Source organism: Pseudomonas sp. C2B4, from assembly GCF_013359695.1.
Taxonomy (GTDB): Bacteria; Pseudomonadota; Gammaproteobacteria; order Pseudomonadales; family Pseudomonadaceae; genus Aquipseudomonas.
Window position 1 is genome coordinate 26,851 of record NZ_JABFMU010000022.1, and the last position, 19,844, is coordinate 46,694.

General features: G+C 59.4%; 17 protein-coding genes. 10 read left to right on the forward strand and 7 right to left on the reverse strand.

Annotated elements, in window-relative coordinates; all coding sequences use genetic code 11:
• Positions 1 to 116 precede the first annotated feature (116 nt).
• Positions 117 to 2,168 (reverse strand): methionine--tRNA ligase, encoded by a 2,052-nt coding sequence (metG, locus tag HNQ83_RS15860; protein ID WP_175389833.1) that lies wholly within the window; start codon positions 2,166 to 2,168, stop codon positions 117 to 119.
• 293 nt (positions 2,169 to 2,461) lie between these two features.
• On the opposite strand from metG, the gene apbC reads away from it, so the two are divergent.
• Positions 2,462 to 3,556, forward strand: coding sequence for an iron-sulfur cluster carrier protein ApbC (gene apbC / locus HNQ83_RS15865; protein ID WP_175389834.1), 1,095 nt, complete (start codon positions 2,462 to 2,464; stop codon positions 3,554 to 3,556).
• 128 nt (positions 3,557 to 3,684) lie between these two features.
• Here apbC and HNQ83_RS15870 read toward each other — a convergent pair whose 3' ends face one another.
• Positions 3,685 to 4,443 (reverse strand): SDR family oxidoreductase, encoded by a 759-nt coding sequence (locus tag HNQ83_RS15870; protein ID WP_175389835.1) that lies wholly within the window; start codon positions 4,441 to 4,443, stop codon positions 3,685 to 3,687.
• Positions 4,444 to 4,606: 163 nt separating this feature from the next.
• Here HNQ83_RS15870 and HNQ83_RS15875 point away from each other — a divergent pair, with 163 nt between their 5' ends.
• The 4 genes from HNQ83_RS15875 to groL all read left to right on the forward strand — a co-directional run bounded on the left by HNQ83_RS15875 (position 4,607) and on the right by groL (position 8,118).
• Entirely contained in the window at positions 4,607 to 5,338 is a 732-nt protein-coding gene (locus HNQ83_RS15875; RefSeq protein WP_175389836.1) for a HugZ family protein, read from the forward strand.
• A 66-nt stretch (positions 5,339 to 5,404) separates the two neighbouring features.
• A complete protein-coding gene (locus tag HNQ83_RS15880) occupies positions 5,405 to 5,881 on the forward strand; it encodes an FxsA family protein (protein WP_175389837.1) in 477 nt (158 codons plus the stop codon).
• Between the two features lie 247 nt (positions 5,882 to 6,128).
• Positions 6,129 to 6,422 carry a co-chaperone GroES gene (locus HNQ83_RS15885; RefSeq protein WP_007985847.1) on the forward strand — a complete coding sequence of 98 codons (294 nt, stop codon included), beginning with the start codon at positions 6,129 to 6,131 and terminating at the stop codon, positions 6,420 to 6,422.
• 49 nt (positions 6,423 to 6,471) lie between these two features.
• A complete protein-coding gene (gene groL / locus HNQ83_RS15890) occupies positions 6,472 to 8,118 on the forward strand; it encodes a chaperonin GroEL (protein WP_175389838.1) in 1,647 nt (548 codons plus the stop codon).
• Between the two features lie 190 nt (positions 8,119 to 8,308).
• Here groL and HNQ83_RS15895 read toward each other — a convergent pair whose 3' ends face one another.
• Positions 8,309 to 9,052, reverse strand: coding sequence for a phosphatase PAP2 family protein (locus HNQ83_RS15895; RefSeq protein WP_175389839.1), 744 nt, complete (start codon positions 9,050 to 9,052; stop codon positions 8,309 to 8,311).
• Between the two features lie 218 nt (positions 9,053 to 9,270).
• On the opposite strand from HNQ83_RS15895, the gene colR reads away from it, so the two are divergent.
• From colR to HNQ83_RS15920, 5 genes are all read left to right on the forward strand, one after another.
• Positions 9,271 to 9,954 carry a two-component system response regulator ColR gene (colR, locus tag HNQ83_RS15900; protein ID WP_175389840.1) on the forward strand — a complete coding sequence of 228 codons (684 nt, stop codon included), beginning with the start codon at positions 9,271 to 9,273 and terminating at the stop codon, positions 9,952 to 9,954.
• A complete protein-coding gene (locus tag HNQ83_RS15905) occupies positions 9,944 to 11,227 on the forward strand; it encodes a HAMP domain-containing sensor histidine kinase (protein WP_175389841.1) in 1,284 nt (427 codons plus the stop codon). Before colR ends, HNQ83_RS15905 begins: the two co-directional genes overlap by 11 nt.
• A gap of 157 nt (positions 11,228 to 11,384) precedes the next feature.
• Positions 11,385 to 12,053, forward strand: coding sequence for a class I SAM-dependent methyltransferase (locus HNQ83_RS15910; protein WP_175389842.1), 669 nt, complete (start codon positions 11,385 to 11,387; stop codon positions 12,051 to 12,053).
• A 4-nt stretch (positions 12,054 to 12,057) separates the two neighbouring features.
• Positions 12,058 to 12,771, forward strand: a complete 714-nt coding sequence (locus tag HNQ83_RS15915) for a lipopolysaccharide kinase InaA family protein (protein ID WP_175389843.1) — start codon at positions 12,058 to 12,060, stop codon at positions 12,769 to 12,771.
• Between the two features lie 2 nt (positions 12,772 to 12,773).
• A complete protein-coding gene (locus HNQ83_RS15920; protein WP_175389844.1) occupies positions 12,774 to 12,998 on the forward strand; it encodes a hypothetical protein in 225 nt (74 codons plus the stop codon).
• Between the two features lie 175 nt (positions 12,999 to 13,173).
• Here HNQ83_RS15920 and HNQ83_RS15925 read toward each other — a convergent pair whose 3' ends face one another.
• The 4 genes from HNQ83_RS15925 to HNQ83_RS15940 all read right to left on the reverse strand — a co-directional run bounded on the left by HNQ83_RS15925 (position 13,174) and on the right by HNQ83_RS15940 (position 19,831).
• The gene (locus HNQ83_RS15925; protein WP_175389845.1) at positions 13,174 to 16,209 is read right to left on the reverse strand and encodes a multidrug efflux RND transporter permease subunit; all 3,036 of its coding nucleotides are present in this window, start codon (positions 16,207 to 16,209) and stop codon (positions 13,174 to 13,176) included.
• A gap of 13 nt (positions 16,210 to 16,222) precedes the next feature.
• The gene (locus tag HNQ83_RS15930; RefSeq protein WP_175389846.1) at positions 16,223 to 17,371 is read right to left on the reverse strand and encodes an efflux RND transporter periplasmic adaptor subunit; all 1,149 of its coding nucleotides are present in this window, start codon (positions 17,369 to 17,371) and stop codon (positions 16,223 to 16,225) included.
• Positions 17,372 to 17,651: 280 nt separating this feature from the next.
• Positions 17,652 to 18,752, reverse strand: coding sequence for a DUF1513 domain-containing protein (locus tag HNQ83_RS15935; RefSeq protein ID WP_175389847.1), 1,101 nt, complete (start codon positions 18,750 to 18,752; stop codon positions 17,652 to 17,654).
• A gap of 14 nt (positions 18,753 to 18,766) precedes the next feature.
• Positions 18,767 to 19,831, reverse strand: coding sequence for an imelysin family protein (locus HNQ83_RS15940; RefSeq protein ID WP_175389848.1), 1,065 nt, complete (start codon positions 19,829 to 19,831; stop codon positions 18,767 to 18,769).
• Between the last annotated feature and the right edge of the window lie 13 nt (positions 19,832 to 19,844).

The following is a 19,844-nucleotide window of genomic DNA, read 5'->3' on the forward strand; positions in this document are numbered from 1 at the left end:
CAACGCTACTGTCTAAAAAAGCTTAGGCATTATCCGGCAAGGATCGAGGGTGGGCCAGACATGAAAATCCCACAGGCGCGCCAGGCACGACTGTGGGATCGGGTTACCGCCGTAGTTTACTTGATCCGCTGACCAGGCTTGGCGCCGCTGTCAGGGCTCAGCAGGTAGATTTCTTCACCGCCAGGACCGGCCGCCATCACCATGCCCTCGGAGATGCCGAATTTCATTTTCCGCGGCTTGAGGTTGGCGATCATCATGGTCAGGCGACCATTGAGTTTGGTCGGATCTGGATAAGCGCTCTTGATCCCGGAGAACACATTGCGTTGCTCGTCACCGAGATCCAGGGTCAGGCGCAACAGCTTGTCGGCGCCTTCCACGTGTTCGGCCTTGACGATCAGGGCGACGCGCAGGTCGACCGCGGCAAAGGTGTCGAACTCGATTTCCGGGGACAGCGGATCCTTGGCCAGTTCGCCATTGCCGGCAGGTGCAGCTGAACCGGTGTCGGTCTGGCTGGCGGTCAGGTCTTCTTTCGAGGCGTCGGTCATGGCTTGCACTTTGACCGGGTCGATGCGGGTCATCAGCGGCTTGAACTCGTTCAACTGATGGTTGGCGAGCCAGGCTTGGTGGTCGTTCCAGGTCAGCGGCGCAACGTTCAGGAACGCCTCGGCATCGGCGGCCAGCAGCGGCAGCACAGGCTTGAGGAAGATCACCAGTTGGCGGAAGAGGTTGACGCCCGTCGCGCAGATCGCCTGGACTTCATCCTGCTTGCCTTCCTGTTTGTTGAGCGACCACGGTGCCTTGTCGGCGATCCAGGCGTTGGCGCGGTCGGCCAGGGCCATGATCTCGCGCATGGCGCGGGCAAAGTCGCGGGCTTCATAGGCGTCGGCGATGCCAGGGGCAGCGGCCAGGAACGCTTCGGTCAGCTCTGGCGCGGCGTTGGTGTCGACCATCACCCCGGCATTGCCCTTGTGGATGAAGCCGGCGCAACGGCTGGCGATGTTGACGACTTTGCCGACCAGGTCGGAATTGACCTTCTGTACGAAGTCTTCGAGGTTCAGGTCCAGGTCGTCGACGCCACGGCTCAGCTTGGCCGCGTAGTAGTAGCGCAGGTATTCCGGCGACAAGTGATCCAGATAGGTCCGGGCCTTGATGAAGGTGCCACGGGACTTGGACATTTTCTGACCGTTGACGGTCAGGTAGCCGTGCACGTTGATACCGGTCGGCTTGCGGTAGCCCGCGCCTTCGAGCATGGCTGGCCAGAACAGGGCGTGGAAGTTGACGATGTCCTTGCCGATGAAGTGGTACAGCTCGGCGGTGGAGTCCTTGCCCCAGAACGCGTCGAAGTCCAGCTCCGGCGTGCGGTTGCACAGATTCTTGAAGCTCGCCATGTAGCCGATCGGCGCATCCAGCCACACGTAGAAATATTTGCCTGGCTCATCGGGAATTTCAAAGCCGAAGTACGGCGCATCGCGGGAGATGTCCCACTGTTGCAGGCCGGCATCCAGCCATTCGGCGATTTTGTTGGCGACGGCATCTTGCAGAGTGCCGCTACGGGTCCAGGCTTGCAGCATTTCCTGGAAATCCGGCAACTTGAAGAAGAAGTGCTGGGAGTCCTTGAGCACCGGTGTCGCGCCGGAAATGGCCGACTTCGGGTCTTTCAGGTCGGTCGGTGCGTAGGTCGCGCCGCATTTTTCGCAGTTGTCGCCGTATTGGTCTTCAGTGCCGCATTTCGGGCAGGTGCCCTTGATGAAGCGGTCGGCCAGGAACATTTTCTTTTCCGGGTCGAAATACTGCGTGATCGAGCGCGTGGCGATGTGCCCGGCGTCGCGCAGTTTCAGGTAGATCTGACTCGACAGCTCACGGTTTTCTTCAGCGTGAGTGGAGTGGAAATTATCGAAGTCCACCAGGAAATCGGCAAAGTCGGCGCTGTGTTCAGCCTGGACGTTGGCGATCAGTTGTTCCGGGGTGATGCCTTCTTTTTCCGCGCGCAGCATGATCGCCGAACCGTGGGCGTCGTCGGCGCAGACATAAATGCATTGATTACCGCGGTGCTTCTGGAAGCGCACCCACATATCGGTCTGGATATATTCCAGCATATGGCCGAGGTGAATCGAACCATTGGCATAGGGCAGGGCGCTGGTGACGAGGATCTTGCGTGGCTCGGACATGGGGCTCGGCTACTTGATGAAACGGAGGTCGGCCACTATAAAGCGCCGGCGCATATTTTTCACCCTGTGAGCCTGTTTCCGGACGCATCGTCTTTGTAACCTGGGGCGAGGGAGCTTGCTCCCGCGGGGTGGCGAAGCCGCCCCAAACCCGGCGATGCTGATCTGCCAGACAAACCGGGGTGGTCAAATAGCGACTGCTATACAGTCGAGCGGGAGCAAGCTCCCTCGCCACAAATGAGTGTCCCGCGTAGGATACTCGTCATCTTTTCCAAGTCCTGTTTTCGGAGTTGCCCATGAGCGCCGTCAATCGCGCAGCGGTGGAAGCCGTCCTTCGCCAATACACCGACCCTTACCTGAACCAGGACCCGGTCAGCGCCGGGTGCGTGCGCAGCATCGACATTCAGGGCGACCGCGTCAGCGTCCAGCTTGAACTTGGCTATGCCGCCGGCCTGTTCAAGAGCGGCTGGTCGCAGATGCTGGAAATGGCCATCCAGGGGCTGGATGGCGTGGCCAATGCCCGTGTCGAGATCACCAGTGTGATTGCCGCACACAAGGCCCAGGCGCAGATTCCGGGCCTGGCCAACGTCAAGAACGTGGTGGCCGTGGCCTCCGGCAAGGGTGGCGTGGGCAAGTCCACCACCGCCGCCAACCTCGCGTTGGCCCTGGCCCGCGAAGGCGCCAAGGTCGGGATTCTCGATGCGGACATCTACGGTCCGAGCCAGGGCATCATGTTCGGTATACCGGAGCGTACCCGTCCCGAGGTCAAGGACCAGAAGTGGTTCGTCCCGCTCAAGTCCCATGGCGTGGAAGTGATGTCCATGGCCTTCCTCACCGACGACAACACGCCGATGGTCTGGCGCGGTCCGATGGTTTCAGGCGCCTTGTTGCAACTGGTGACCCAGACTGCGTGGGGCGATCTGGACTACCTGGTCATCGACATGCCGCCAGGCACCGGCGACATTCAGCTGACCCTGGCGCAGAAAGTACCGGTGGCCGGTGCAGTCATCGTGACCACCCCGCAGGACCTGGCCTTGCTGGACGCGCGCAAGGGCGTGGAAATGTTCCGCAAGGTCAACATTCCGGTGCTGGGCGTCGTGGAGAACATGGCCGTGCATATCTGCTCCAATTGCGGACATGCCGAGCATCTGTTCGGTGAGGGCGGTGGCGTGAAGCTGGCCAACCAGTATGGCGTCGAGTTGCTGGCCTCGTTGCCGCTGTCGATGGTCATCCGCGAACAGGCCGATGGCGGCAAGCCAACGGTGATTGCAGAGCCAGACAGCCAGATTGCGATGGTTTACCAGGAACTGGCCCGCCATGTCGGTGCGCGGATCGTGTTGCAGGAAGCGGCGACGCCGGCGATGCCGAACATCACCATCAGCGACGATTGATTAGCTGAAAGGCTGATCCCCTGTGGGAGCGAGCCTGCTCGCGAATGCGGTGCATCAATCACCATTGATGGTGACTGACACGACCGCTTCGCGAGCAGGCTCGCTCCCACATTGGTTTTGTGTCGGGCTTAGATCCGCAACCCGCCATCCATTTCCAGAATCCGGCCGGTGTAGTAGTCGTTCTCGAAAATGTACGCCGCCGAATGGGCGATCTCTTCCGGCTTGCCCATGCGCTTGAGCGGAATCCCGGATGTCATCTTCTCCAGCGCTTCAGGCTTCATGCCCAACGTCATCTCGGTTTCGATGAACCCCGGGGCAATACCCGCCACACGAATGCCGTAGCGCGCCAGTTCCTTGGCCCAGGTCACGGTCGCGGCGGCGACACCGGCCTTGGCGGCGGAGTAGTTGGTCTGGCCGACGTTGCCGGCGCGGGAAATCGACGAGATATTGATGATGGTGCCGCTGTTGTTCAGCTCGATCATTTTTGCCGCGACTTCACGGGTGCACAGGAACACGCCGGTCAGGTTGACGTCGATGACCGCCTGCCACTGGGCCAGGCTCATCTTGGTCATCTCGCCGTCCTTGACCTTGAGCAACAAGCCGTCGCGCAGGATGCCGGCGTTGTTGATCAAGCCATGGATCGCGCCGAAGTCTTCGGCAACCTGGGCAACCATGTGGGTCACTTGCTCTTCATTGGCCACGTTGCACAGGTAGGCGCGGGCTTCGACACCCTTGGCCTTGCAAGCCGCGACGGCGTCGTCGAGCTTTTCCTGATTGAGATCCACCAGCGCAAGCTTCGCGCCTTTGGCGGCGAAATACTCGGCCATGGATCGACCTAAACCCTGGCAACCGCCGGTGATAATGATTACTTTGTCAGTGAGTTGCATTCGCATGCCCCGGTGTCAGATCTGAGTGTTTCCTTTTTAGAGAGCCTCTCGATCTGCGCCTGATGTGGCCTGGCTGCACATGAGAACTGCCCCGATGGCGTACTGAGACTTTCATCAGTCGCCCGTCCGTTTTTCTGACGGATTCTATATAAGGAGTCATAAATTGAGCGTTGAAGCGGCTAAGCATGCACGAGAATTGCTTCTCAAGGAATACCGTGGAGTGCTGTCGACGCACTCCAAATCGATGCCCGGTTTCCCGTTCGGCTCCGTGGTTCCTTACTGCCTGGACGATCAGGGGCGGCCACTGATCCTGATCAGCCGCATCGCCCAGCACACCCACAACTTGCAGAAAGACCCGAAGTGTTCGCTGTTCGTCGGCGAACGTGGAGCCGAAGACGTGCAGGCAGTCGGTCGCTTGACCTACCTGGCTGAGGCGCACCAGATTGAGGACGAGGCCGCCATTGAAGCCGCCGCCGAGCGTTACTACCGCTATTTCCCGGATTCGCAGAACTATCACAAGGCTCATGATTTCGACTTTTGGGTGCTTGAACCGGTGCGCCATCGTTACATCGGCGGTTTCGGGGCGATTCACTGGGTCAACGAACTGACCCTGGCCAATCCTTTTTCCGGGAAGGCCGAAGTGAGCATGGTCGAACACATGAACAGCGATCACGCCAAAGCCATTGCCCATTACGTCGACCTGGCCGGCTTGCCGAAAACCTCGCCGGCGCAGATGGTCGGCATCGACAGCGAAGGCATGCACCTGCGAGTGGGTCAAACCCTGTACTGGTTGCCGTTTCAAGCGCCTTGTAATACGCCGACACAAGTCCGGGAGACCTTGGTTTATCTGGCCCACGCCGAGCAATGGCCGAAAAATGAAGCGGCTGACGCTTGAATTCACGAAACGGCGACGTCATCTAAGGTGAACTGGCAAGGCATTCTTGCGTTGAGGAACCATTTGATGCGCCCTTTTTTGTTGCTCTTTCTGCTGTTCCCGGTGTTGGAGCTGTTCGTATTCGTCAAGGTGGCAGGGGCTATCGGGTTTTTCCCGGCCCTGCTGCTGATCATTCTTGGCTCGATGTTCGGTGTGTTCGTGCTGCGGGTCGCCGGCCTGGCGACGGCATTGCGTGCCCGTGAAAGCCTGAACCGCGGCGAACTGCCCGCCCAGACCATGCTCGAGGGCCTGATGCTGGCATTGGCTGGTGGCCTGTTGATCCTTCCGGGTTTCATCAGCGATGTGATCGGCCTGATCATGCTGCTGCCGGTCAGCCGTCGCCTGTTGGCCAATAAAATGCGCCAGCGTGCCGAGGAGCAAGCGATCCGCCAGCGTGCGTTCGCCGATGACCTCCAGCCCCGTGGCGGTCCTTCGCCGCGTGAGCCGTTGGGCCGCGAACCCAATGTGATCGAAGGTGAGTTCGAACACCGCGATACCAAGTAACGTCACAACGACACGGCACCTTCGGGTGCCGTGATCGTTTGCGGGGCATCGACATGAAAAATTTTCGATACCCACCCTTGTAATAAGCTTATGCGCCCTTATGTAACGGTCACCGCAAGGTTTCTGGCAATCACGCCAGACAGACTTCCGCGTCTCGCTTGTCGAGCCGCACCCGGCACCGCCGGACTTTGTTAAACCCGCCGGGACTACACCGGCCGATGAAAACCACAATTAGGAGAGATCGACAATGAAGCTTCGTCCTCTGCATGACCGCGTCGTCATCCGTCGCAGCGAAGAAGAAAAGAAAACCGCTGGCGGTATCGTCCTGCCAGGTTCGGCTGCTGAAAAAGCCAACAGCGGCGAGATCCTCGCTGTCGGCACCGGCCGCGTACTGGAAAACGGTGAAGTGCGTGCACTGTCCGTAAAAGTGGGCGACAAGGTTGTGTTCGGTCCTTACTCCGGCAGCAACACTGTGAAAGTCGACGGCGAAGACCTGCTGGTAATGAGCGAGAACGAAATCCTCGCTGTTATCGAAGGCTGATTACCCGCTCATTTTCCCGCTACTTCAAAGTATTTAAGGAATATCGATCATGGCTGCTAAAGAAGTTAAATTCGGCGATTCCGCCCGCAAGAAAATGCTCACCGGTGTCAACGTCCTGGCTGACGCAGTAAAAGCGACCCTGGGCCCGAAAGGCCGTAACGTGATCATCGAGAAGAGCTTCGGCGCTCCGACCATCACCAAGGACGGCGTTTCCGTAGCCAAGGAAATCGAACTGGAAGACCGTTTCGAGAACATGGGCGCGCAGCTGGTCAAAGACGTTGCCTCCCGTGCCAACGATGACGCAGGCGACGGCACCACCACCGCTACCGTTCTGGCTCAATCGATCGTCAACGAAGGCCTGAAAGCCGTCGCTGCCGGCATGAACCCGATGGACCTCAAGCGCGGTATCGACAAAGCGACCATCGCTATCGTCAAAGAGCTGAAGGCCCTGTCCAAGCCATGCGCTGACACCAAGGCTATCGCTCAGGTAGGTACCATCTCCGCCAACTCCGACAACTCCATCGGCGACATCATTGCCGAAGCCATGGAAAAAGTCGGTAAAGAAGGCGTGATCACTGTTGAAGAAGGCTCGGGCCTGGAAAACGAACTGTCGGTTGTTGAAGGCATGCAGTTCGACCGTGGCTACCTGTCCCCGTACTTCGTCAACAAGCCAGAGACCATGGTCGCTGAGCTGGACGGCCCGCTGATCCTGCTGGTCGACAAAAAGATCTCGAACATCCGCGAAATGCTGCCAGTGCTGGAAGCCGTTGCCAAAGCCGGCCGTCCGCTGCTGATCGTGGCCGAAGACGTTGAAGGCGAAGCCCTGGCGACTCTGGTTGTGAACAACATGCGTGGCATCGTCAAAGTCGCAGCCGTCAAGGCTCCGGGCTTCGGCGACCGTCGCAAGGCCATGCTGCAGGACATCGCCGTTCTGACCGGCGGTACCGTCATCTCCGAAGAGATCGGCCTGAGCCTGGAAAGCACCACCCTGGAGCACCTGGGCAACGCCAAGCGCGTAACCCTGTCCAAGGAAAACACCATCATCGTTGACGGTGCTGGCGTTCAGGGCGACATCGAAGGCCGTATCGCTCAGATCCGCGCCCAGGTTGCCGAAACTTCCTCGGACTACGACCGTGAAAAACTGCAAGAACGTCTGGCCAAGCTGTCCGGCGGCGTTGCAGTGATCAAGGTTGGCGCTGGTTCCGAAGTTGAAATGAAAGAGAAGAAAGCCCGCGTTGAAGACGCCCTGCACGCTACCCGTGCAGCCGTTGAAGAAGGCGTGGTGCCTGGCGGTGGCGTGGCCCTGATCCGTGCTCTGGAAGCACTGACCGAACTGAAAGGCGACAACGCTGATCAGAACGTGGGTATCGCTGTGCTGCGTCGCGCTGTAGAAGCGCCACTGCGCCAGATCGTTGCCAACTCCGGCGACGAGCCAAGCGTTGTGGTCGACAAGGTCAAGAACGGCGAAGGCAGCTTCGGCTACAACGCTGCAACTGGCGAGTACGGCGACATGATCGAAATGGGCATCCTGGACCCAACCAAGGTAACCCGTTCGGCCCTGCAAGCTGCAGCCTCGATCGGCGGTCTGATCCTGACCACCGAAGCAGCGGTGGCTGACGCACCGAAGAAAGAAGGTGCAGCTGGCGGCGGTATGCCAGACATGGGCGGTATGGGCGGCATGGGCGGCATGATGTAAGCCAGCCTTACCCCGATACTAAAAACCCCGCCCTGCGAAAGCAGGCGGGGTTTTTTATTGCCCGTATGAAATGAAGTCAATCCATTGTGGGAGCGAGCCTGCTCGCGAAAGCTGTTTAACATTCAACCAAGATGTTGGATGTCACTTCGCCTTCGCGAGCAGGCTCGCTCTCACATTTTTGATCTGTGTTTCAGGCGCTAACCGGATGTGCTTTCGTCACGGCTTCGAATTTGGAGGCCGGCCGATACAAAATCCAGTAATAAGCCCCCAGACAAATCAACCAGCAGAACACCGCCGTCCACACGTTGTGGGAGAAAAAGTGCGCCCCCTGCATCATCCGCCCGATGGAAAACACCGAACCAAGGGCGAAGGCGAAGACGAACGCCGCTCGGGCCAATCGTGGACGACGGTCACGCAAAACGAAGAAAAGCGCGAACAAAGTGAAACCGGTCGCGGCATGGCCACCGGGCCAGCAGCGGCCGGGTTTTTCGGTGGGCGGGCGTGGGCTCAGCAATTCGCTGTAGGTTTCGTGGCCGCCAAACTGTTCGAGGCTCCACGGACACTGCACCGCCGTTACCGCTTTCATGGGGGTGACAAAGGAAGTCGCCAGACCCAGCGATAGCACGAGACAGCCCAACTCTCGCTTGAATGGCTTGAGCCTGGCGATGAAGAACGAGCAGACAAAACCGAGGATGGCCAACACCGAGAAAGCAATGACCACTTGCTTGGCACGGTCATGCAGGATGGTTTCCAGGAAGTAGCTGTGCCGCCCGATAAAGCCCCCCGCGGCCGGGTCATAGAACAGTTTGGCAAGGTCCATGTCCAGCGAGGTCAGTTCGAGCAGGACCAAAATGATTGCCGTAACGGCGGGAACACCCAGGCATAGCCAAACGTTGAGCGGGCGAGAGGTGAGGGGGACGGAGGTCGAAACCATGGCAGTTCCTGGGTCGGTGAAGTGACTGAAGAGCGCAACCGCGCGGAGTTTGAGCCTGCGCCTGTCGCCAGCCTGTGAACCGATAGTGAAAAAATCGTGAAGGCCCCGACCGGTATTTCACGGGATTGGCAGCTGCACACAATTCCTAGCCGTGAGCCAAACTTGGCCTTAAGCTGCGCGGGCCAAGACGGCCGTTTCTGTGTACGGAGAAGATGCCCATGCGAATTTTATTGGTTGAAGACAACCGCGATATCCTGGCCAATCTGGCCGATTACCTGGGGCTCAAAGGCTATACCGTGGATTGCGCGCAGGACGGTTTGTCGGGTTTGCACCTGGCGGCCACCGAGCACTACGACTTGATCGTGCTCGACATCATGCTGCCCGGCATCGACGGCTATACCCTGTGCAAACGCCTGCGCGAAGATGCCCGCCGTGATACGCCGGTGATCATGCTGACCGCTCGCGATCAACTGGACGACCGCCTGCAGGGCTTCAAGTCCGGTGCCGACGACTACCTGATCAAACCTTTTGCCCTGTCTGAACTGGCAGCGCGGGTCGAAGCGGTCATGCGCCGCACTCAGGGAGGTGGGCGCCGTACCCTGCAGGTCGGCGACCTGAACTATGACCTTGACACCCTGGAAGTTACCCGCGAAGGCCGCTTGCTCAAACTCAACCCGGTTGGCCTGAAGTTGCTGGCGGTACTGATGCAGAAAAGTCCTCACGTATTGCGCCGTGAAATTCTCGAAGAAGCGCTGTGGGGCGATGACTGCCCGGACAGTGACAGCCTGCGCAGCCACGTCCATCAGTTACGCCAGGTGATCGACAAACCGTTCGCCAAACCGTTGCTGCACACCGTGCACGGTGTGGGTTATCGCCTGGCCGAGGGGCGTGATGGAGTTTAAACAGAGCCTTGCTCAACGGATCATTATCGCCTTTGCACTGATGAGCGCACTGGTGGCGGGCGCCTTTGCCATGGGCATCGTGGCAACCGTGCACCTGGTGGAGGAAAAGCTGATTTCAGCCGGGCTTGGCGGAGACCTGCAGCGTCTGTTGCTGATGGATAACGTCTCGGACTGGAGTCATCGCCCTGAACCTGACCAGTTGTTCTATTTCAGTGGCGGACCGGGTGATTTCGAGTTGCCCAAGGATTTGCGGCACCTGGATTCGGGTTTCCACGAGGTGTTCCGCGAGCAGCTGTCGTACCACGCCATGGTCGAAATCGTCGACGGTCGGCGCTACGTATTGCTGCAGGATCAAAGCGACTTCGAAGAACGTGAACGCGTACTGTTCGCCGTGGTGCTGGTGGGCTTCGTGCTCAGCCTGGCGCTGGCGGTTTTCCTCGGATGGGTTCTGGCGCGCAAGGTCATGGCGCCGGTTGTACGGTTGGCCCGACAGGTGCGTCATCGTGACCAGTTACTGGGTTTGGCGCCGCCCCTGGCACCGGATTACGCTGCGGATGAGGTGGGCGAACTGGCGGTGGCCTTCGACGCGACCCTCGGGCGCTTGCGCCAGGCATTGACTCGGGAGCGGTTATTCACCAGTGACGTCAGCCATGAGTTGCGCACACCGTTGATGGTGCTTGCCAGCTCCTGCGAGCTGCTCTTGGAAAACCCCGGGATCGACCAGCGTGGTCGCGCTCAGGTCGAGCGGATCGCCCGTGCCAGTGAAGAGATGCGCGAACTGGTGCAAACCTTCCTGATGCTCGCCCGCGCTCAGCGCGAAGACGCCGGCATGTCGCCACAGCAAACCCTGGGTGAAGTGGCCGACGGGTTGATCGGTCTATGGCGCGCACCGATCGAGGCCAAAGGGCTGAAGCTGATTTTCGAGCCTGGCAAGCCACATGGCATCCGTTTCAACGCGACGTTTCTGCACGCGGTCATGGGTAACCTGCTGCGTAACGCGCTGCACTACACCGAGCAGGGCTACATACGCCTGAGCCTGTCAGGCAGCGGCTTCGTGGTCGAGGACAGCGGTGTCGGCATTCCCGAAGAGAAGCGCGAAGCGATGTTCGAGCCTTTTGTGCGAGGTAACGAGAAACGCGGGGAAGGGCTGGGCTTGGGGTTGTCGCTGGTGCAACGAATCTGTGAGAACCAGGGGTGGCGCGTCAGCTTGAGCAACATGGAGCCCAATGGCTGTCGTTTTCAAGTGGAGCTGCATACGCCGCAAGAGAGCTGACGGGCTGGAAGTGGACTATCCTTATGAGCGGCATTGCCATGTAAAACCTCGAAACGATTAAGGGTTTTACATGACAATTTTTTCACAAAGGCATGACCTGACGCTGACATGGCGATGCCTAAGGTGGTCGCCATCAGAAGTACAGGAGACCCTGACGATGGCCGGCCCGATCAAACTAGATTTTTCCGAAAAATACGACGATCAACACGCGCAACAGTACCTGCTCAAACATCAGGACGGCGTCAGTCGCAAACTGTCCCATTGGCGTGACGAGCAACTGGCGCGCAAGGCGCTGACGCTGGTCGGCGAGCCGGGCCTGGTGCTTGATCTGCCCTGTGGCGCAGGACGTTTCTGGCCATTGCTGGCGGAAAAGCCCAACCGAGTGATCATTGGAGCCGACAACTCCGAGTCGATGTTGAAGATTGCCATGCAGGCGCAACCAACCGGCGTGGTAAAACGGGTACAACCCTTGCACACTTCTGCATTCGACATCGCCTTGCCTGATAACGCCGTCGACAGCATTTTCTGCATGCGATTGCTCCATCACATCGGTGAAGCCGAGCATCGACTGGCCATTTTGCGCGAATTCGAGCGTGTCTCCCGTGACAGTGTGATTCTCTCTCTGTGGGTGGACGGTAATTTCAAGGCCTGGAAACGCAAGCGTCTCGAAAGCAAGCGTGGGCAAGTCGGTTACCAAAATCGATTTGTGTTACCGGCCGCTACGGTGGAAAAGGAATTTGAGGAGGCGGGTTTCCGAATTCAGGAACGTCTGGACTTTTTACCGCTCTATGCCATGTGGCGAGTTTACGTATTACGCAAGAGGTAACAGGATGGCAGTGCAGTGTGCAGCAGGATCGGATGTTGTTTCCCAGGACCGCTTCGACTATTTCTGGAATCAGCGTGGCGAATGGGTGGAAGCGCCCAACGTCCGTCGCGGAGGAGAAAGTGGCGTGGAGCGTGTCATGGGCAGTGATGGCCAACTGCTCTATGCCAAACGCCAGACCGGGCACACTTACCGTAGTTTGTTGCACCCGTTCGGTCGGCCGACGGTGTTGCGCGAGCGCGACGCTCTCATCGGTGTCGGTCTGCTGGGTGTTGGTGTCCCGGACATTGTTTTTTGCGGTGCTCAACGGGATCCGGTGCACAAATGGCGCGCATTGCTGGTCACCAAGTCACTGGATGGCTTCGAGGAACTCGAACACTGGTATGCCGGTGGGGCTCGTGAGCGTCACGGTGAAGCCGTGCACGACCGGGTACTGAAGGAGTTGGCCGAAAACCTGGCGCGCATGCACAAGGGTCGTTGGCAGCACAGTTGCCTCTATATCAAGCATGTGTTCGTTCGGGTCACCGGCGAGGGCGAGGCCGCAAAAGTCGAGATCGCCTTGATTGATCTGGAGAAATGCCGGCAGCGTTTGAGCGCCCGGCAAGCGGCAACCCATGACATGAAGCAGCTCCGTCGCCACTCGTCATTCAGCCCGACGGAGTGGGAAAAACTCGTCTATTTTTATAGGACGGCGTTTGGCAGCGCTATCAAAGGTTTATAGCAATGAAACTCGAAGTTGCGCGAGGTTTGTTTCTGGTAGGAGCCTTGGCAGTTGCTTCACTTGCGGTGGCTGCCTGGGAGCAGCCGCGTACGCAAGTTCTTGGTACAGGGAGTGGCGAGCATTGCCCACTGCCACGGGTCGCCAAGGCATCCGTGGCCACTCAGCCCGATCATGATTTATTGCTGTTCATCTTCGGACTCTCTCAAGGATTGAGGCCGCAAAGTTGAAACGAATGAAGCCCAAATAAAAGGCCTCGCTGATGCGAGGCCTTTTTTGTTGGCGCTAACTCGAATCTTGCATAAACACTGTGGGAGCGAGCCTGCTCGCGAAAACGGTGTACCGGTCAACATCAATGCTGAATGACACACAGCCTTCGCGAGCAGGCTCGCTCCCACAGGTCAATCAGTGTTCTTCAGGTTTATCGGGTTTTGCCAGCAAGGTGTACACGCACGGCAGGACAAACAACGTAAACAGCGTGCCGATCGACATGCCCGTCGCGATCACCGTACCGATATCGAACCGGCTAACCGCGCCCGCACCCGTGGCAATGATCAACGGCACCATGCCGAACACCATCGCGGCGGTCGTCATCAGCACTGGGCGCAGGCGGATGGACGCTGCTTCTTCAACGGCCTCGCGGGGTGTCAGGCCCTTGTCCTTGCGCAACTGGTTGGCGAACTCGACGATCAGAATGCCGTGTTTGCTGATCAGGCCGATCAGCGTCACAAGCCCGACCTGGGTGTAGATGTTCATGCTCGACCAGCCGAGAAACAGCGGGAGCAAGGCGCCACAGATCGATAGCGGTACAGTTACCAGAATCACCAACGGATCGCGGAAGCTTTCGAACTGGGCCGCCAGCACCAGGAAAATGATTGCCAGGGCCAAGGCAAAGGTGACCCACAATGCGCTGCCTTCCTGCACGTATTGCCGCGAGGCGCCGGCGTAGTCGAAGGCAAACCCCACCGGTGCTTCTTCCCGGGCGATCTGGCGCACGGTGTCGATGGCTTCGCCCATGCTGACCAGCGGTACTCCGGAAAGAATGGCGGAATTGAGTTGCTGGAACTGATTCAATTGCCGTGGGCGCGCCCGGTCGTTCACTGTAATCAGGGTCGACAGGGCCAGCAGTTCACCCTTGTTATTCCTGACGTAGTAATTATTGAGCCAGTCAGGGTTATCCCGGAAGGGACGTTCAACCTGGGCAATTACCTTGTAACTGCGTCCTTCGATGGTGAAGCGGTTGATTTCCGCTTCGCCTAGCAAGGTCGCCAGCGTTCCGCCCAGATCCTGCATCGACACGCCCATCTGTGCAGCCTTGGCGCGATCGATATCCACCACGACTTCGGGTTTGTCGAACGCCAGGTCGACATCGACGAAAGCGAACTTGCCGGACTCCAGCGCGCGCTTTTTCACCCGGTCCACCACTTGCAGCAGCAACTCGTAATCGTTGGCGGTATTGATGACGAACTGGAAGGGCAGACCCTCGCCGGTTCCCGGCAACGAAGGCAGGTTGAAGCCGAAAATCTGCAGTCCCGGAATGCTCTCCAGCTTGGCCTGAACGTCGGGCAGGATTTGCATCTGGGTCCGGCTGCGCTCGTTCCACGGTTTGAGCAGAAAACCGCCAATACCCGATTGCACGCCGTTGAAACCGTTGATCTGGAACGATGAGTAGTATTCGGGAAACGCCTTGAAGATCGAAACGAACTCGTCGGTGTAGGTGTTCAGGTAATCGAGGTTGGTCGGTTGCGGGGCGTTGGCCATCATGAATATGACGCCCTGGTCTTCATCCGGTGCCAGTTCCGACTTGGTGAACTTGAGCAGTACCGGAATCAGGCACAGCACGATGACGGCAAACACCAGCACCACCGGGCGGGTGTTCAGGGTGCCGTGCAGCAGGTGTTGGTAGCGGCGCTTGAGGCTTTCGAAAATCAGGTCGAGGCGGTGGGCCAGGCCGGTCGGGTTTTCATCGTGACGCAACAGGAAGGCGCACATCATCGGCGACAAGGTCAGGGCAACGATACCGGAGATCACCACGGCACCCGCCAGGGTCAGGGCGAACTCCTTGAACAGAGCCCCGGTGAGCCCCGTCAGGAAACCGATCGGCGCATACACGGCCGCAAGAGTGATGGTCATCGACACCACAGGCATGGCGATTTCCCGGGCGCCTTCGATGGCGGCGTCCAGCGGCGTCTTGCCTTCCTCGATGTGGCGGTGGATGTTTTCAACCACCACAATGGCGTCATCCACTACCAGGCCGATGGCCAGCACCATCGCCAGCAGGGTCAGCAGGTTGATCGAGTAGCCCATCATCTGCATGAAGAACATCACGCCGATCATCGACAGTGGGATGGTGACCACCGGGATCACCACCGAGCGCAACGCCCCCAGAAACAGGAATACCACCACAATCACGATCAACACCGCTTCGAACAGGGTCTTCACCACTTCGTCGATCGAGGCCTGGATGAAAAGTGTGGCGTCGTAGGCGATTTCTCCCTTGAGATTCGGGGGGAGCTGGGCCTCAAGATCCGGCATGATCTTGCGCACTTCCTTGATCACGTCCAGCGGGTTGGCGCCGGGTGTGGCCTTGATGCCGATGTACACCGAGGGCGTACCGCCGAAGGAGCTGATGGTGTCGTAGTTTTCCGCACCCATCTCGACCCGGGCGACGTCACGCAGCAGCACGCGACTGTCACCGTCGACCTTGAGTGGAATGGCCGCGAAGGCTTCGGCGGATTTGAGTTCGGTACTGGCGTTGATGCTGGTGACCACGTACTCGCCCTTCACTTCACCGGCGGCGGAGAGAAAGTTGTACTGACGCACCGCGTTGGTCACGTCGCTGGCACTGAGGCCGAAACCGGCGAGTTTCACCGGATCCAGCCACAGGCGCATCGCAAACACCTGGTTACCGAGAATCTCGGCTTCGGCCATGCCCGGCAGGGTCGCCAGTTTCGGCTGGATCACCCGCGACAGATAGTCGGTGATCTGCGGGTTGCTCAATTCCTTACTGAAAAAGCTGATGTACATCAGCGCCGAGGCGTCGGCGGCCTCTTTGCTCAAGACCGGGTCTTCGGCGTCCTGAGGCAGCTGGTTCTTGACCTCGTTGGCTTTGGCCAAAAGCTCGGTGAACAGGCGGTCGCTATTGGCGCCGATGCGCGCATAGATCGAGATCACCGAGAAGTTCTGTCGACTGACCGAAGTCATGTAGTCGATGCCCTCGGCGCTCGCCAGGCTCTGCTGCATTGGTTGGGTGATATAGCCCTGGATGGTCTCGGCGTTTGCCCCGGGGTACGCGGTGGTCACCGTGATCAAGGCGTTTTCCATTTGCGGGTACTGGCGCAGCGGCAACTTGCTCCAGGCCTGGAAACCCAGCAGTACAATCAGCAGGCTCACCACGGTGGCGAGCACCGGGCGGCGGATGAACGGATCAGTAAAAGCCATGGGGGTTCCTTGATCAGTCAGCGCGCGGCTGGCTGTTCTTCTCGGCCAACGTCTTGTCGTCGCTGATGGCGATGTGTGCACCGTTGTCCAGTTTGATCTGGCCGGCGGTGACCACCGTTTCGCCGTTCTGCACGCCTTTGGTGATCATCACCAGCCCGTCACGGCGCTCACCGGTTTCGACGAATCGCCGTTCGGCGATCAGGACAGGTTGGCCCTTGTCGTCTTTTTCCACGCTGCCGTCTTCGGCTTTCTTTTGGGTGGCGACATAGACCGAGTTGCCATAGAGCGTGTAGGTGATCGCACTTTCCGGCACGACGATGCGCGGTTGCGGGTCGGGCAAAAGGACCTGGAGGCTGGCGAACATGCCCGGAAGCAATTTGCCATCGGGGTTGGCCAGGGTGGCGCGGACCTGCACGTTTCGCGTGCTGTTCTCGACTTTCGGGTTGATCGCACTGATGGTGCCCGGGAACGCCTCAGTCGGAAAAGCAGCCACAATGATCTGCACCGGTTGGCCGACGGCAATCTTCGGCACTGACTGTTCAGGCACGAAAAAGTCGACGTAAAGGCTGCTGAGGTCTTGCAGGGTAGCAATCATGGTGCCGGTGGCCACGTAGTCGCCAACGTCCACCTGGCGAATACCGATGGTGCCGCTGAAGGGCGCAAGGATGCTTTTTTTGCCGAGCGCGGCCTTGAGTTGATTGACCGTTGCCTTGCTCTTTTTAAAGACCGCCGAGAGTCGGTCGAATTCGCCTTTGGAAATGGCCTGGCTACCCACTAATTGGCTGCCGCGGGTGTAATCCACCTGGGCCAGCCCGAGGTCGGCCAGGGCGGTTTCGAGCAGGGCGCTTTCCACGGCGCTGTCGAGGCGGACGATGGGTTGACCGGCCTTGACCTTCTGTCCTGATTCGAACTGCACATCGATGACGGTGCCGTCAGTCTCCAGGCTCAGGTCCACCCCTTGCAGGGCCTTGAGCGTGCCAACGGTGGGCAGGCGAGCTTGCCAGGGCCGTTCGGTTGCCGTGGCCACGGCGACGCTGATGGGCGGTTTCGGCGCGGAGAAGCCTTGGATCATCGTGTAGATGGAGAAGGCTTTATACCCGGCCAGCACCAGCACGATCAGCAGAACAACACCCAACATGATCAGCATGCGGCGACGCAGCATATTTCCAGTTCCTTGGAGAAATCAGGTGAGACAGTCGGGCACATTACCGCGACTGACAAAGGGAATCCAACTGGCAGTTTTTACAGGTTGCCAAGTATTAGAGGGTGAAAGTCCGAAAAGATCGCAGCCTTCGGCAGCTCCTGATACTTGTGAGCACGCAGGACGCAAAAACTGTAGGAGCGAGCTTGCTCGCGAAAAACGTCAGGGCAACGCGGGCATTCAGACAGCCCGCGTCATCGTTGACGTCCATCGCGAGCAAGCTCGCTCCTACAGAGGGTGACTACGCCATCAAGTGAAGATGGTTGTCCCAGAGCCCCGCCGGCAGCTCCAGCGGTTTTGCAACCAGATCTGTCTGACGGCAATCGTAGTACCGGCAGCGACCCTGGCCCGAGGTCACGACAAAACCGTCGGCCACTGCGCCAACCCCGGCGCAATCGGGCAGTGGCGCGTCCAGGCGCACTTCGCCGCTGTCCAGGTCCCAGATGAAGAAGCGATTGCCCCGTGGCGCAGTCAGCGCCACCAGGCGCAAGTCGCTGTGCACCGCAACGCTCGCGGTGTAGTGCCCCATCGCCTGCAACTGGTGTTCGGGCACCGGGAAGGCCACGAAGGGTTGACCGGGACGCTTGATCGCCAGCAGTTCCGAGCGTTCGTGGGCCGCGCCCATGAACTGCTGGCCGGCGACGATGGTGCCATCGCTGGCAATGCCCAGGTGGCGCACGCTGTTCATCTGCTGGGCGAGGGTTTCCTTGCTCAGCAGGGTGCCGTCGCGTTGCATCAGGACCAGGCTCGGCTCCATGGCGTTGAGGTTCATCTCGACGCGGCTTTCCGCCTCGGTACGAATCCCGCCATTGGCCACCACCAGGGTCTCGCCATCCGGCATCCACGACACCTGATGCGGGCCGATGCCGTGGGTGGAAATCTCGCCGCTGTGCACCAGGCGTTCGCCTTCGAACTTGTACACACCCAGCAGGCCTCGGCCCGGATCGGAGGTGTCGTTTTCGGTGGCATACAGCCAATCGCCGCTCTGGTGAATCACCGCGTGGCCGTAGAAGTGCCGATTCGGCCGGGACGTTACGGTTTGCAGCAGCGTACCGTCACGCAAGTCGATCAGGTAGCTCTCGGTGCCCGGGCGCCGGGCGACGAACAGTGCGATCGGCAACGTCGGGTGGTTGATGATGTCGTGGCAGCGCTGACCGACCTGGGTGGCAAACACCCGGGTGCCATCCAGCCGATAGCCGACGGCATAGTGCTTGCCATCGGTATCGTCCCGCGCCGAGAGCAGCAGCGGACTTTGATCCTTGCGCTTGAACAGCGTCCAGCCGCCCAGTGTCACTGCTCCCAGCAGCAAGCTACCTAAAGTCAGAGCCTGGCGTCGCAGCATGGCAGTTGCCCTCATCAGTCACCGTCGTTGGCGTTGAAGCCCAGTTGGATACCCAGCGCCTTGGCCAGTTCGCCTTCGTGCAGGCGGTGGACGACGTTGAGGCTGTCATAGATATCGTTGAGTTGCTGGCGACCGGCATCGTCATTGAGCATTTCGGTCAGCGAGCGCTGGTTGCTGGCAAACAGTTTGAGCGATGCGGCATAGGCGGCGTCGATCTTGTCGGCCAATGGTTTCTGGTCGCTTGGCAACAAACCACGAATCCCTTTGTTGTCGACGCCTTCCCACACGGTTTTGGCAGCGGCGAGGCTGGCTTCCATACCGGCCAGGGACGATTGGCTGCGCCACGCATCGGCCTGGAACGGTTGCGGCACGCCCTTGGTCTGGCGCCCCATCGGCGTGCCGAGTTTTTTCTTCAAGCTGTCGAGTGCGGTGACCTGCACGCGCAGCAGATCGGCGATCGCTTCGTGGGAGTCGGCATAGCGCTGGTTCGGGAATTTGCTCATTTGCGCGAGCATGCCGTCGGTGTTGTTCCAGCTCTTCAGAATCTCTTCGGCCAGCTGTTTCTGACGCTCGCCGATGGCAATCAGCAGCGGGCAGTACTTGGCCTTCTGCTCGGCATTGGCCACATCAGGCTTGCTGTCGAACAGGATGTACTCATAGGCCGACAGGCCCTGAACCACGACGCTGGACTTGGCCAGTGCAGCGGCGTCGATCTGCGGCTGAGCGGTGACCAGTTGCTCGACCTGGCGGCCGACGAGGTTTTTCTTGTCCGGCCAGAACTGTACTTGCCAGGCGCGATTGCCTTCGGCCAGCGGTCCGATCAGCAGCGGTTGCAGCTCGGCCCAGGCTTTCTGTGCATGCAGGAAGTCGGCACGGGCGGTTTCGAGGGTTTCCTTGCCTTCGCAATAGGCGAGGGCGCTGACGGCCAGTTGGCGGTCGGCTTCAACCCAACGGGTATACGTCGGCAGAATCACAGACTTGGCGATGGCCGCCGAAGTAACGGCTTGCGGGTCCTGCGGTGAACAGGCGCCTAGAGCTAGCGCGGCCAGGCTGGTGAACAACAGTTTGGGACGGAACATGTATGGCTCCCGC